Raw genomic sequence first — 15,508 nt, forward strand, 5'->3', positions numbered from 1 at the left:
GTATCTGGTTATCTGGCTGGGCAGGAAAATGAGGCAGGCGGTACAGGTGGCGCACCATCTGTGACGTGGTTCAATGACGTGGTCGATATGGCCTGCGTGTTGGATATGTGTCAGTTGAATTGTCGATCAGCGTCTATCCGGCAGGATCAGGCGTGTGATGGGCGAACTGGCGCATTGGTTGCATATGATTGGTGCATGTAACTGCCGGCCTGTCAGCCGTTTGAGGACGCAAAAAGCGTTGCTGACTGGTCCAAACAGCTAAAGCCCAAGAATGGGCGATGCAGTATTTGAAGGGGGCCAGACCATGGATGGTTTGCTAGACGGTTTCGCGGGTCAGAACTCAAAAATTGATCCATCAGATCTGACTTCGGATGATGTCGGCGTTTCCCGTGCGGGCAATCTGGCAACCGGCCCTCTGGCGGTGACCGAGGTCGCACAGCTCAGCACCATCGATAATCCGGCCCTGCAGGCACTCATTGAAACCTATGGCGAGCCGATCGGCGTTATCTCCGAGATGACCGGTGAGGTGATTGCCATCCAGACCGACGATGTCGAGCGCGTTCTGAGCATCGGCAGCCCGATTTTCCAGAATGACGAGGTCGAGACTTTCGAGAGTGGCGCGGCGACCATCACTTTTGCCGATGAAACCACCTATTCCCTAGGCCCCGACAGCGCGATGCTGGTGGATCAGTATATCTATGACCCGGCCACCAATGAGGGTGAGCACAAGTTTTCTGCCCTGAAGGGGGTCTTCGTGTTCGTCAGCGGTCTGGTTGCCGATGATGCACCGGAAAACGTCTCGATCAACACCCCTGCCGGTACGCTGGGTATTCGCGGTACCGTCATTGCCGGTTCGATCGAGGTCGAGCAGGTCACCGACGGCATGCAGTTCACTTTCGTTCAGGGGCAGGGCTTTCTTGAGTCCGGCCTTGGCGACATCATCGATCTGGTCGGCCAGTTTGCCTCGGTTCAGGTGACCGCTGATGGTGCCCAGACTTTTACGCTCGATGCTGAAGGCTTGCAGCGTTTTGCCAATATCATTGGTGAGGGCGGCGTTCGGGTGCTGCAAACCGCCGCTCCTGAGGTTGATTGGGCCACCATCCTGACCACCACGGAACAGGATGAGGACGAGGGCGAAGAGACCGGCGACGATCAGAATGATGATCAGACCGATGATGGCGGTGATACCGGCGGTGACGGTGATGGTTCCACCAATCGCCAGTTCCAGGATGACGGTGAGTCGGAAGAACCATCGGATGGATCCGGTGAGGATACAACAAGCGGTGGCACCGGTCAGGATCGGCTGTCGACGCGCTCGGGTTCCGGCAGTCGCCAGACCAGCTCAACCACCAACCGCAGTAACAGCGACGACGATGATGATGACGATCAGATCATCACGATCATTGGTGGTGACGATGATGATGACACGCTTGATGGCGGTGAGGATAACGACACCATCATCGGTGGCGATGATAATGACACCATTGATGGCGGTGACGGCAATGACACCATCATTGGCGGCGATGACAACGACACCATCATCGGTGACGGTGACGGTGGCAATGGCGGCGGCAGTGGTGGTGGTGATCCCGGCGCGGATCCGGTCGATCCCTTGCCGACCCGTACATCGCTTCTTGATCGCGGCATCGGCAGTTTTGGCAATGACACAATCACCGGCACGGCCGATGATGCCGGCACACTCGGGCTTGATGGTGATGACACGATCAATTCCGGCAGCGACGGTGCTGATTATGGTGGCCTCGGTGCCGATCTGATCTATGCGAGCAATGCGGAAGATACCTTCAGCGGCACCGCTGCAGAGCTGGATAACGACACCATCCATGACTTCGATATTACCGAAGACACCATCTTCATTCAGGATTACGACCCGTCTGGCGACGCGATCGACATTTCTGAAGTTGGTGGTGGGGAGTATGTGATCGAAACCACGGTCGGTGGCTCACCCTATGAAATCCATCTGACCGGCCTGCCAACCGGCAAGACCTATACGGTCACTGGTGATCCGACCGAGAGCACCCTGTTTGATGTCACGCCAACATATGCGTACAACACCGGTGATGACAGCATCTTTGGTAGCGGTGGCAATGATGCCCTGTTCGGTCATGACGGTAACGACACCATCAATGGCTCTATCGGGAAGGACTATATCCTCGGCGGAGAAGGCGCTGATTCCATTGATGGCAGCAATGGGCATGATTATGTCGATGGCGGTGAGGGGCATGATACGCTGCTTGGCGGCAGTGATAATGGCTCAGATACCCTTTTGGGTGCTGCTGGTGACGACAGCATAGATGGCGGTGACGGTGATGACCTGCTGCAGGGCGGCAAGGGCCACGATCGCATCGATGGTGATGTCGGCAATGACACCATCATTGGCGGTGATGGTGTCGACACCCTGTTTGGCGGCATGGGCCATGATTATATCGATGCCAATGATTCTTCGGCAGATGAGCTCTATGGCGGTGATGGCGATGACACCATTGTGGCCTCATCTCTGGATACCGTATATGGCGGTGCCGGTGCCAACACCATCAATCTGCAAGGTACCCAGGTCAGTATTTATGGCACTGTTGCAGAGCTTCACAATAATACTATTGATGATTTTGATTTTGGTCTCGATAAACTCTACATTACCGATGCGACAACGGTTGATGTCTCTAGTATTTACGGCAATACAGTAACGCTTGATATTGATAGTGGTGCGTCAACCCTTACTCTGTACAGCTATCAGGGTGTAAATGACCTGACGGCACCGATTTATGGCGGCGAAGTGACGTTTGAAACCGCATCCGGCACGGCGATCCCCACTTATGATTCTATTGATGCTGGTGACTACGATACGATATTGGCCAATTTCGGTCTCGACAGTATTGGTGGCTATTTCACCGATTATGATGGTTTGACCATCGACAATGTCGCTGACAATTATTTTTCGCTTGATTTCAATGACGTGGATTTCAGCGAGCCGGGCACTGTCATTACGGTTACCAATTCATCAGGCTCCACGACTGTCGAGATCGATGCGGATGGCAATGGATCGGCGGAAGTCGAGTTTACTATCAATTCCTACAAGCCCCTGTTTGTTGCCAATTTTTACGGCGATTCTGAGGAAGGATTGCCATACAGCAATCTGTCTCTCTCGACCGATCTTGCTGATGCCTTTGGCATCGATGCGATCTATGGCGATGATGGCAATTCCACGCCGGTCGCCGATAATCTGGTTGGTACCAGCGGCATTGATCTCATTTATGCCGGTTCAGAAGCCGATGTTGTTTATGGCAATGGCGGTTCCGACCTGATCTATGGTGACGGTATCTATTCCAATGGTACCTATGGTGCCAATGATACCCTCTATGGTCAGGGCGGGGACGATACCCTGATCGGTACCTATTATGGCGGTGATGTGCTGTCCGGTGGCACAGGTAACGATGCGCTGTACGGCAACGGTGGCAACGATACCCTGGCCGGTGGTGAGGGGCGCGATACCCTTTATGGCCAAGGGGATAATGACGACCTGTTCGGCGGTGGCGGTGATGACAATCTCCGCGGCGGCGGCGGTGACAACTGGTACGAGGGCGGCGACGGCAATGATTATATCGTTGCCGATGGTTATACTGACACCGTCCAGGGCGGGACCGGCAATGACTATATCTCGGTCAGCTCATCCATGTCGGCAATCATTCTTGGCGATGCCGGTGATGATTACATTGTCGTATCCGATTACATCAGTGCCTCAACCAAAACCGTACTGAGTGGCGGTGAAGGGGATGATACGATCTATGGTGGTGCTGGCAATGACATCATCTATGGTGAGGATGGTGCCAATGTCATTGATGACGGTGCCGGTGATGACCGTATCTATCTCGGCGGTGATGCGGAGACCATTGTCCTTGGTGCTGGTGCGGATAGCCTGATCGGCTATGCCGAAGATTTTGCCAATGACACGATCAAGGGCTTTGACTTCACCGAAGACGTTCTGATTATTCGTGACAGTGGTGGCTCTCCAACGATTGATGGCAGTCCTGATTTTTCGAGTGACATGCTCGCCGTTCCGCTCAGTACCGGGCAGGAATTCTACCTTGACCATGTGCCAAATCTGGGCAGTGGTGAAACCCCTACCAGTGTCGGTGTCAGCTTCACGCTGGAGGAAGATAGCGGCGGCGGCAGTTTCCTTGTCGGTGACGAGACGGCAGAGAATCTGTCTGGATCAGCAGATGATGACACCATTCATGGCAATGGTGACAATGATACAATCTCAGGTCAGGCGGGCAATGATTACCTCTCCGGCGGTGCGGATCAGGACCATATATACGGTGGTGACGGTGCCGATACGATCTTCAGCGGTGTCGGCAACGATCTTGTCTATGGTGGGGCCGATGACGATTTTATCATGGACCAGAAAGGCTATGATAATCTGTATGGTGGTTCGGGCGACGATACCCTGATCGGTGGCGAGTTTAATGATGGCCTGCACGGTGAGGCCGGTGATGATATCATGCTGCTTGTTGCCAACAGTAGCAATGCCAGTGGTGGATCAGGTAACGATACCTTCGTTGTGGCCGGTGATCCGGATTCAAGTGTGTCATATGATCTGGTTGACTATAACGCCAGTGAAGACACGTTATTCATCGTGCCCGGCTTCGATACCACCGATGTCGGCTCAATCAGCTATACCATTGATGCCTCGTCCAGCAGCTCAACCATCCTTTTCGATATGGATGGCGATGGTACGACAGATGTGGAAGTTGAACTTTTCGGTATCGGGATTACCGGGCCGGTAACTTTGGCAGCCGGAAATATCGATTTCGGTGTTGATAGCCTCGATGGGGCTACGGTGACTTTCTCCAGCCTGCCCCTGACCACAACCGGTACCGCAAATGCTGAATATGTCACGTTAAATTCGGGCAACCTCAATGGTGGTGCCGGGGCGGATATTGTCGATGGCAGCCAGACTACCGGCGGTACATTTGAAGGGGATGCCGGTGCCGATACGGTTATCGGCTCTGATTTTGGCGATCTGCTCTATGGCGGCTCAGCCACAACGCCGGAAGACAACGCCGCGGATATTCTCTATGGCGGCATTGGCATCGACACGCTCTATGGCGGCAACGGCGATATTCTTTACGGTGGCCAGGACGATGACGTCTTCGTCGTTGATATGAGTGTCAATGGCGGCTCTGTAACGCTCGCCGATTTCGGTTTTGATTCACTGAGTGGCAGCCCGAGTGATTCGCTCTATCTGGTCGGTACAAATATTGAGTACCAGACCGCCACGCCGGATTCTGTTACGGGCCAGACAAAGCTGAGCTACACGTTTGGTAGTGGCGATACTTTCGACATTTATATCAATGGTGCCTTGGATACATTTGTATCGGATGGTTCGCCGATTTCTTCGGGAAGTCAGTTCAGCATCACCAATATGGGATATCCGATCATTGGCAGCTCAACGGCTGGCGATGATACGAGATTTGGATCCATTGGTAATGACAGCTTTGGTGCTGGTTATGGGGGTGACATCCTCTATGGCGGTGCTGGCGACGATGCGGTCAGGGGCAATGAGGACGATGACATCGTCTATGGCGGCTTTGGCGACGATACCGTTCGTGGTCAGGATGGCAATGATGTTCTCTATGGTGATGAGGGTGCCGATACGCTCTATGGCGGGGAGGGAGTAGATACCCTCTATGGCGGCGATGGTGATGATGTAGTTCTCGGTGATGATAGTATAGATTTCGCGGAGCCCGCCGACCTGCTCTATGGCCAGGCAGGTGATGACCTGATTTATGGCTTTGATGGCACCGATACGATCTATGGCGGTGTTGGTCGTGATTCAATTTATGGCGGCTATCAGGACGATCTCATTTTCGGTAATGAAGATGATGACGTCATATATGGTGGTGACGGAGACGACAGTCTGCATGGTGGCAAGGGACTTGATGTTCTCTACGGTGGCAGCGGTGCCGATACGCTGAGTGGTGGCGCTGGCGCGGATACGCTCTATGGCGGTAGCGGCAATGGCGAGATCGATGTCTTCTACATGGACAATGCCACCAATGCCGATGGCGATGAGTTGCATGATTTCGAGGTTGGTTCCAGCGGTGATCGCATCAAGTTCGGCGGGGCATTATCCACCATCAATGAAGATCATATTCGTTTGACTGGCGGCGCGCTGACGGCGACCCTAATGATTGATTACGATCTGGATGGGGAGTTTGATGCCACCATCAGTATTACGGGTGACAGCAATATCAACGGTTATTACTTTTCCGGAAATGAGCTGTATTTCGAATCAACGCTTGAGACCGACAGCATGTATGGTGGTAATGGCGATGCCGAGAATCTGACATTCACCGGTACAGGCAGCCAGCTTCATACCGCTGGCGGCAATCAGGATACGGTTTTTGCTGGTGATGGTGATGACAGTATCAGTGGTGATGCCGGTGATGACAGTATCAGTGGTGATGCCGGCAATGATTCCCTGGAGGGTAATAATGGTCGCGACCACATCTCGGGCGGTGATGGTGATGACACCATCGCTGGCGATGATGGTGATGATACCATCAATGGCAATGACGGCAGTGACGTTATTGTTGGCGGTGATGGTGATGACCTGATCTACGTTAATACCGGTACAAGCGGCACCGATAGTGTGCTGGGCGGGGCTGGTGATGATGTGATTGAGGTTCAGTCCGGTGCCGGCACCGTTGATGATACGATCATTGCTGGCAGTGGTGACGACGAGGTCATTCTGAAGACCAATGACATCGGTGCCACCGCGTCCCTTGAAGGTGGCTCCGGCACGGATACGCTGGTCCTTGACGCCAGTGGTATGGAGTTCAATTTTTCTACTGTTGATTCAGCACAAAATTTCTTCGGTTCTATTAACGGGTTCGAGCGTATTGAGATCGGTTCCGGTACCACGGCCTCGCTTGATGTCGGTGACGTGGTGGATATCAGCGGCAACAATGAGCTTGAAATCACGCTTGATTCCGGTACGTCGACATTGGTGCTCGACAGTGATTTCGAGGATGCTGGCCGGGATGTGTTCCGCGATGGCGGCATCTTCCATGAGTATGTGGATGATATCGACTCACCGAGCACATATCTCTATGTCAACAATGATGCTGGCGGCACGATTCAGTTCGGTTCCGTACCTGTAGCCTAGGATTTGCAGGCTGCTTACTTGCTGGTGGCGGTGAAGACGCCGTCCCAGTCCTCGCCCGGCGGGTTGCTGCGGTATTCGGCAATCCGCCCGTCATAGAGGTCGAACAGCACCTCACATTTGGTGCCGCGCGGCAGGCGATCAGCAATTGCCTCGCTGGCGGCTCTCGCCTCATTCAACAGTGCCCGTGCCTGCTCCCAGTTCTGGGCGCGGTAGGCGATCAGCATTTCGTCAATGGTCTGTTCCAGCTTTTTGAAGCCGGGGTCATTCGCCACGGTCTCATCACCGAGCAGGCCATAGATGGTGACCGGCTGCAGCTTGCCCTTCACCCGGATCAGGTCAAGCTCGATGGTGGAGAAGGTCGGTATCTCTGCCCTGGTCGTCTCGCCGACAATCATCGCCATGCCATATGATTTGGTCTGGCCCTCAAGCCGGGCGGCGAGGTTGACCGCATCGCCGAGCACGGAGTAGGCGAAGCGCTGCTCCGATCCCATATTGCCGACACAGCAGGGGCCGGTGTTCATGCCGATCCCGGCATTGAGCGGCAGGAATTTACGGCCCGCCGCTTTTGCCTCTTCCTCCAGCCGATCATTGAGCGGGCCGAGCAGGGCGGTCATTTCAATCGCCGCCCGGCAGGCATTGGCCGCATGATTGGCATCATCGAGCGGGGCGTTCCAGAATGCCATCAGCGCATCGCCCATATACTTGTCGATGGTTCCGCGCTTGGACAGAACCGAGGCGGTCATCGGCGTCAGGAACGCATTGATCAGCTTGGTCAGGGATTGCGGATCATACTGCTCGGAAATCGAGGTAAAACCGCGGATATCCGAGAACAGGATGGTCATCTCCCGGATTTCGCCGCCAAGGGTCAGGCGCTCCGGATTATCGGACAGCTCATCCACCAGTTCCGGCGACAGGTAGAGGCCGAAGGCACCGCGCAGCTCCGCCTTCTCCGACTGGGTGCGCCACAGGTTGAGTGCCAGCGCCGAGAGATAGGCGAGGCTGAGCGAGGCCAGTGGCGTGATCGGATCGATCTGCAGCAGGCTGGCTTTGAACTCATATATCGACAGACCATAGATACCGGCACCGGCCATGATGGCGAGACCGGCGGAGACGATCGGCCCGCAGAGCTGGAGCACCAGTACGGCGAGTACCGCGAGCAGGAATGCCGCCAGCATTTCAAAACCGCGGGCATCATCGGGCCGGGTGATGAATTTTTCCTGCAGGATCTGCTCCAGTGCCTCTACATGGAACTCGACCCCGGCAATCAGGTGGTCGAGCGGGCTGGACCGCAAATCCTTGAGGCCCGAGGCACTGGTGCCGATGAAGATGTACTTGTCACGCACCGCCTCATCCGGCGTTGTGCCATCGAGGATATGGGCGGCCGAGATATAGCGGTGTTCGTAATACGGGTTCTCCGGGTCCGGGCCGATATGGCCGGAGAAATAAAGCGGAAGTTCACTGTTTTCACGTACCGGCACCTCATGGGCGCCAACCTTGAGAGAGGTGAAATAGACCCGAGATATCGTGAAAACTTTACCATTTGATATGAGCTTCAATGGCTTGTCAGGTTTTGAATTGGTCTCGGCAATGATCTGGGTGCGACGATCATCTGCCCCTACTTTCAGTGCAGCAATGGCAAGGCTTGGATAATAGGTGGCACCTTCATTGTCTGATGCTGATATGTCCGGATTTGGGTGGAAAATATTGATCATCGGAATCCGGCGGACCAGTCCGTCAACACCACTGTTCATATTGAAATGGGCATTGGCACTGGCTGCCCGCTCAATCGGGCTGAGATTACTGATGATTCCCTCAACCGGATTGTAGTTTTTCCAGAGACCGGGATCGCCACTTCGGTCACCGCCTGCGGGCAGATTCTTGTTCACTAGATATATGCGCGAGCGTTTGGGCAGGTAGGCGGGCGTTTTCGACGCGGCATTGTCGAGGGCAACTCCGGTTACCACCCGCCCCGATGCCTTGATCGCCTCGGCCAATCGCTGATCGTTATCGCCGAGGCCTGCCATGATGCTATCAACCATGGTCTGGTCGATGGTGCTGCCGCGATCGGCCTTGACCAGCTCGGCCATCATCAGTTTCGGCGAGAGGCGGTCCGGTTCGGCAAAGACCATATCGAAGACGATGGCCTTGGCCCCCATGGCGGTCAACCGGTCGACGAGGCTGGCAACCGTGCTGCGCGGCCAGGGCCACTGGCCGATTTCAGCGAGCGCTGTTTCATCAATATCAACGATCTTGACTGGCCATGTGGTATCCGGTTCGCGTGGGAAGGTCTCAAGATAGAAATCGAAGTTCAGCCGGGTCAGCCGGTTCATCAGGCCTATTCCCTCAAGGCTCTCGTAAATCGGCATGAAGCCGAGCACGAGCGGCAGCGTGATCTCGAGCCAGCGCTTGCGGAACAACCGACCGAGGCCGGACCAGAATTTTCTGAATGCTGCCATTTACTGTTATGCCTCGGTCATGGCCCGTTCGCGGATGCGGGTCAGGGGCTTCAGCAGATACTCGAGAATGGTGCGCTTGCCGGTGAGGATTTCCACCTCGGCCACCATGCCGGGGCGGATCGGCAGATGCTCGCCAACCGTGCGGCCATCGAGGAAATTGCGATCGGTGCGTACCTCGATCTCGTAATAGCGTTCATTGTCATCGCCGATCACTGTATCCGCCCCGATCCGCTCCAGCTTCGCCGGGAGGGAGCCGAAAATGGTGTAGTCATAGGCAGTGATCTTGACCCGCACATCCTGTCCCGGATGCAGGAAGGCAATATCCGCCGGGCGGATGCGGGCGGAGATTTTCAGATCATCCTCACGCGGCACAATCTCGATCAGATCGGTGGCGGCTCGCACGACCCCGCCCTCGGTTTTCAGGGCGATCGACTTGATCTCGCCCGCGACCGGTGCCCGCAATTCGGTACGACGCACGCGGTCATCCATGGAAACCTGCCGTTCGGTCAGGGCGGCGCGCTCGACCTGCCGCTGGTTAAGCTGTTCACGAGCGGATGAGCGGAAGGTGGCGATCAACTCTTCCCGCCGCAGATTGTTGGCGCTCAGTTCCACCTCAAGACGCTGGATCGCTTCGCGTGTCTGGCGCAGTTCGCCAGCGGTCTGGTTCAGTTTCTGCTCCAGCCGTATTTTCTCCACCTCGGCGACAACGCCCTGTTTGACCAGACCGGCGGTGATGTTCAGTTCCTGTCGGACCAGCCGGGTATTGGTTTCGAGCTGGTTGATCTTGGCCGTGGTTTCGCTGATCTCGAACTGATTTTGTCGCGCTTCATCCTCGAGGATCTCGAGCGACTTCTGCAGCTTGCCATCGCGTTCCTCATAGAGTGCCCGTTCGGCGGCGACGAAATCCGGTCGCTCCAGCCGGATTTCCTCCGGGAACGACAGTTCGGTGCCGTTCGCCTCTGCGATCAGCCGGGCAATGGCAGCGTCGAGGCCGTAAATCTCTGCCTTGCTGCCGCGCTGTTCGGCGGAGAAGGCAACGTCATCGATCCGCGCCAGTACCTGCCCGGCCTCGACCTGATCGCCCTCACGCACCAGCAGGTCGGAGAGCAGGCCGCCCTCAAGGCTTTGCACCACCTGAACCTCGCTCGACGGGATCACCTGTCCCGAACCGCGGGTAACTTCATCCAGTTCGGTCAGGCTGGCCCAGACAAAGGCCCAGAAGAAGAAGGCCAGAATGCTGATCAGCAGAATATTGGCGACCAGCGCCGGTTTGGTCTCGGCCAGCGCGCGCTCGAGGATGTGCTCGATGTCACGGCCCTGGCCCTTGTTATGGCCCTCGATGGTCCGCTCGCTCATCACGATGGCTCCTGTTTACCGGCTGCCGCCTTGATCTGGCCACTGCCGAGAGCGGCCATGACCTCATCGCGCGGGCCGTCGGCGACCACATGGCCGCGGTCTAGGATGATCAGCCGGTCGACGATATTGAGCATGTTCTGCCGGTGGGTGATCAGCACCAACCCGCGATTTTCCAGAAACGGTTGCAGGCGCTGGGTCAGCAGGGTCTCGCCCTGTATGTCCATGGCATTGGTCGCCTCATCGAGGATCAGGGTATTGGCATTGCCGAGCAGCGCGCGGGCGATGGCAACCGCCTGTCGCTGGCCACCGGACAGGCCAAGGCCGCGCTCACCGATCCGCATGTCATAGCCATGGGGATGGCGGGCGGCGAAGTCGTGGACACCGGCGAGGGTCGCAGCCTCCAGTATTTCGGCATCGCTGGCGTCAGGGCGGGCGGCGGCGATGTTGTCACGCAGGGACCCGCGCAGCAGGAAGGTCTCCTGCGGTACCAGTGCCACGTTGCGGCGCAGGTCGGCGGGGTCGAGCTGCGCCATATCGGTGCCGTCAATATGGATGATGCCGGATTGCGGCTCTGTCAGCCCGCAGAGCAGGCGGGCGATGGTGCTCTTGCCCGAACCGACCCGACCGATCAGCCCGACTTTCTCACCCGGCTTGATATGGAAGCTGATATTCTGCAGCGCCAGCCGCTCGGAATTGGGATAGGCGTAGTTCACGGCCTCGAAACGGATATCGCCCTGTAAAACCTCGCGGTGCAGGAAGCGGCGATTGCCGGGGCGCTCCACCGGTTCCGCCATCAGCTTGTTCAGCCCTTGCAGGGCATGGTGCGCCTGCTGGAACCGGGTGGCCAGATGTGCGACCTGACCGAGCGGCGCAATCGAGCGGGAGCCGAGGATGACACAGGCGATCAGGCCACCCACGGTCAGGGTGCCATCGGCCACCAGATACATGCCGACCAGAATGACAAAAACCGAGGCCACCTGCTGCATCAGGATCGCGGTATGAATGCCCATCATCGACCAGAAGCGCGAGCGCTGACCGTAAACCGTGCTCTCGGCGAGCAGGTCGGCATAACGGGCGCGAAGGCGACGGTCGGCCCCGGTGCTGCGGATGGTTTCAAGACCGCCCAGCGTCTCGACCATCAGGCCGTGTCGGCTGTCATCGGCGATCTGGTTGCGTTCGATCAGGCGGCGCATCGGCCATTGCAACAGCGCGCCGACCCCGATGATCAGCATGACGGCAAGGGTCAGGCCGAAGGCGATCGGCCCGCCGATCATGTAGATGACGCCGAGGAACAGAAACACGAAGGGCAGATCGACAAGGGCGGCGAGGGTGGCGGAGGTGAAGAACTCGCGCACGGATTCAAACTCGCGCAACATATTGGCGAGTGCGCCGCTGGATCGCCGCTGAGCCTGATCGAGCTTGATATCGAGCACATGGTCGAACAGGCGGCCAGCCAGTTTCAGATCGGCCCGGCGTCCGGCGACATCGATGAAATAACCGCGCAAGCCGCGCAGCAGGAAGTCGAACAGGAATACCGTCAGCGCACCGAGCCCCAGCGCCCAACCGGTTTCAAGCGCGGAATTGGGCAGCACCCGATCATAGACATTCATGACAAATAACGGTGTCGCAAGGCCGAACAGATTGATCATCAGTGAGGCCAGCGCCACCTGGGTATAAAGCCAGCGGTTTTCCAGTACCGGGCCCCAGAACCAGTGCTGGCTCAGGGTGCCCTTTGTTTCCGGTCGAGCCGAGGATTCCGCGAGACTGTTCCAGTCGGTTGCCGGTTTGATGGTAATGATCGGGCCGATCAGTTTTTTCTCGAGCAGCTTTTCCCGACTGACCTTGCGTATTGTGTCGCCATCGCGCTTGTTCGGGCGATAGACCTCGGCAGCAGCACCGTCGAGGCGCAGCAGTACCGCCGGACCGGTTGCGGTCATCAGGATCGCGGGGAGTGCGGTTGCATCCAGCTTCGCGAGGCTGGTGGTCAGTTGCCTTGCCTCGAAACCGGCCCGTTCAGCGGCCTTGATCAGCAGGTTGGCATCGGGTTTCCGGCTCTCATCATCCTTCGGCCATGGCAATCCGGCGGTCAGGGCGGCGACCGAGCGCGGTCGGTCGGCCCAGCGGCTGATATAGGCGAGGCAGTCGATCAGCTGTTCCTGATAGCGCAGGCCAGCCTTTTCCGAGCCTGTCCCGGCGGACTGGTTGCTGGCGTCGCCGTCATCTTTCTGGTCGATGGGCGCGTCGATTGGTTTTGCCTCACTCATGGCCGTCTAGCGATATAAAAAGGGCCGGTAGTTACCTACCGACCCTAAATGGTTTTTCAGCGTTTTGGAATGTTGCTTATGGAACCATGGTGACTATGGGGACGACTGTTGAAAAATCAGTCGTCTTTCGGTTCCACCAGCTTCGCTGGCAGGCCGAGAACCTGACGCAGACGGCCCATGGCGGTGAATAGCTGGTAATTCGCCCGGATCAGGTCGATTTCGCCGTTATTCAGGGCAACCCGTGCCAGAAACCGCTCGTTTTCACTGTCGAGCAGGTCGAGCAGGGTGCGGCGACCGGCGCCGAACTGCTTCTGATAGGCTTCAACAACGCCATCGGCTGAATCAGCACGCAGACGCAGCTGTTCGATCTGGGTCTCGGTGCGCTTGACCTGAGCATAGCTGGTGCGGACCGCTTCCTCGATCAGGCGGACGCGCTCTTCCTGCTCCAGTTCGGCTGCTTCCTGCAGGCGCAGCAGGCGCTTACGGTTGGCAATCTCGCCACCGGCAACCGGAATATCCCAGACCATGCGGACCAGTGCGCGGGTTTCCTCGTCCCGGCCACCGATGCCGCTGACGTCATCGCCGCGGGTATAGCTGAGGTCGAGGTCGAAGCGCGGGTAGAAATCACCGAAGGCGGCATCGGCATCATGGCCGAAACCCTCGGCGGCATGACCGGCGGCAACAATGAACGGGTTCTCGGTCTTGGCAATCTCGATTGCCTCGTCAACTCGATCCGGCACCGGAATGGCAGGCACTTTCGCAGGGGAAAGCATACCGGGCATCTCGCCGACCGCTTCCTTGAAATCGGCCTGTGCAATGTCGAGGGCTTCCTCGAAACCAAGCAGGATTTCACGGGCGAGGGCGAGGCGGCTCTCGGTCTGGGTTACGTCACCGGTGTCACCGGCACCGGCATCGGCGCGGCGGCTTACATTGTCCAGCGTGGTCAGATGGGCATCGACGTTACGTTCGGCCAGTTCGGTGTTCATCTTGCTCTGTTGGACCGAGAGATAGGCTTCCACGGCGCGCAGGCCGATCTGTTCCTCACTGTCGGCCTCAACGAATTGGGATTCACTCAGGCGGGATTTGGCTGCATCAATCTCGTTCGGGGATTTGCCGAAATCGAACAGCAACTGACGCAAGCGGAGGGTGCCTTCGCTGGCCCAGGCGCTGACATCGCCATCACCATTGGCGCCACGGGTCGGGCGGGCGCGGGTGGTGCGGTTGTCGGTATTGCGATAACCGGTGAAACCCTCGGCGGAAAGGGTCGGGAACAGGTCGGAACGTTCGATCTTCACCGCTTCATTGCTGGCTTCAAGTGAGGCGCGACGACCCAGAACCTGTGGGTGGTTCTCGATCGCCTTGAGGATCACCGCGGCCATATCGCCGGTGACGGCCTGCGCCACCTGTGAGGCGTCAGCGACCTGCACCATGTCGGCAGAGCTGGCGAGCACGCTCTCGGTGAGCGGCATGTCATCATTGCGCTCTGACTGATGGAAGCTGCCGGTAACCGGCTTGCTCATCGGCACCGGTGGCAGGATAACAGTTTTCTCACGCACGGGAATGTCGCCGGAGAAAATCTCGACCACTTCCTCGGCATCATCGGTTGCAGCGTCGCTGGCCTTGTCGGCAACCGGCTCTCCAACAGTGGCAGCAGCTTCAGCAACTGGTGGCAAAGTGGCGATCTGATCAGTCAGCCGACCCTTCAGGCGCTGCATTTGGGCATCGGCGAGTTCGGATGCCATGCTCGCGGCAGTGGTCTCAACTGTAGTTTCAGAAGTGGTCTCAGCGGCGGCGGTTGCTTCTGCTGCCGGGGCGTCATTATCGGTACCGAGGAAGGCCGGTGCCTTCTGACCGCTTGGTGCGGCTGTCGCGAGACGACCGACGACGGGTTGACCGATCACTTCGTTTGCATCATTCGCGCGGGCGCTGGATGGGGTGGCAAGGGCGATGGTGATCGCCATGGTGGCTGCACTGGTCAGCAAAAATTGTTTCGTCCGCAACGACATTGGCTGTCTGCCCCTGTTTATTCTTAAAATGATGCGTCAGCATGAGATACGTGGCCTGATCGGGCTTCGTAAAGTCCGCAGGTCACATGCCTCGTTGCCCGGCATGACTTCTGTCTGGCTAAGCTGTTGTTATCGCAACAACTTGGCAGCCCCATACAAGTTGTGGAATACTTCTGAACAGTGTCCGGCATGGACCGAATGGCCGCCGTGAACCCCCAAAAAACCGCAATTTTCAAGGCG

Annotated in this window: 5 protein-coding genes; 1 reads left to right on the top strand and 4 read right to left on the bottom strand. The window is 57.3% G+C overall.

Annotation, left to right across the window (positions count from 1 at the left end):
* The first annotated feature begins 271 nt into the window (after positions 1 to 271).
* The gene (locus CBB62_02105; GenBank protein ID OUT41175.1) at positions 272 to 7,186 is read left to right on the top strand and encodes a hypothetical protein; all 6,915 of its coding nucleotides are present in this window, start codon (positions 272 to 274) and stop codon (positions 7,184 to 7,186) included.
* Positions 7,187 to 7,200: 14 nt separating this feature from the next.
* On the opposite strand, the gene CBB62_02110 is transcribed toward CBB62_02105, so the two are convergent.
* The 4 genes from CBB62_02110 to CBB62_02125 form a co-directional block, all read right to left on the bottom strand.
* Positions 7,201 to 9,642 (bottom strand): hypothetical protein, encoded by a 2,442-nt coding sequence (locus CBB62_02110; protein OUT41176.1) that lies wholly within the window; start codon positions 9,640 to 9,642, stop codon positions 7,201 to 7,203.
* 6 nt (positions 9,643 to 9,648) lie between these two features.
* Entirely contained in the window at positions 9,649 to 10,998 is a 1,350-nt protein-coding gene (locus tag CBB62_02115; GenBank protein OUT41177.1) for a hypothetical protein, read from the bottom strand.
* The gene (locus CBB62_02120) at positions 10,998 to 13,262 is read right to left on the bottom strand and encodes a hypothetical protein (GenBank protein OUT41178.1); all 2,265 of its coding nucleotides are present in this window, start codon (positions 13,260 to 13,262) and stop codon (positions 10,998 to 11,000) included. The genes CBB62_02115 and CBB62_02120 overlap by 1 nt, the downstream gene beginning before the upstream one ends.
* Positions 13,263 to 13,378: 116 nt before the next feature.
* Positions 13,379 to 15,268, bottom strand: a complete 1,890-nt coding sequence (locus CBB62_02125) for a hypothetical protein (GenBank protein OUT41179.1) — start codon at positions 15,266 to 15,268, stop codon at positions 13,379 to 13,381.
* Between the last annotated feature and the right edge of the window lie 240 nt (positions 15,269 to 15,508).

Source organism: Micavibrio sp. TMED2, from assembly GCA_002168225.1.
GTDB lineage: Bacteria > Pseudomonadota > Alphaproteobacteria > TMED2 > TMED2 > TMED2.

Coding starts and splice junctions, on each gene's coding strand:
- CBB62_02105 (OUT41175.1), top strand. CDS start 272: ATGGGCGATGCAGTATTTGAAGGGGGCCAGACCATGGATGGTTTGCTA.
- CBB62_02110 (OUT41176.1), bottom strand. CDS start 9,642: ATGGCAGCATTCAGAAAATTCTGGTCCGGCCTCGGTCGGTTGTTCCGC.
- CBB62_02115 (OUT41177.1), bottom strand. CDS start 10,998: ATGAGCGAGCGGACCATCGAGGGCCATAACAAGGGCCAGGGCCGTGAC.
- CBB62_02120 (OUT41178.1), bottom strand. CDS start 13,262: ATGAGTGAGGCAAAACCAATCGACGCGCCCATCGACCAGAAAGATGAC.
- CBB62_02125 (OUT41179.1), bottom strand. CDS start 15,268: ATGTCGTTGCGGACGAAACAATTTTTGCTGACCAGTGCAGCCACCATG.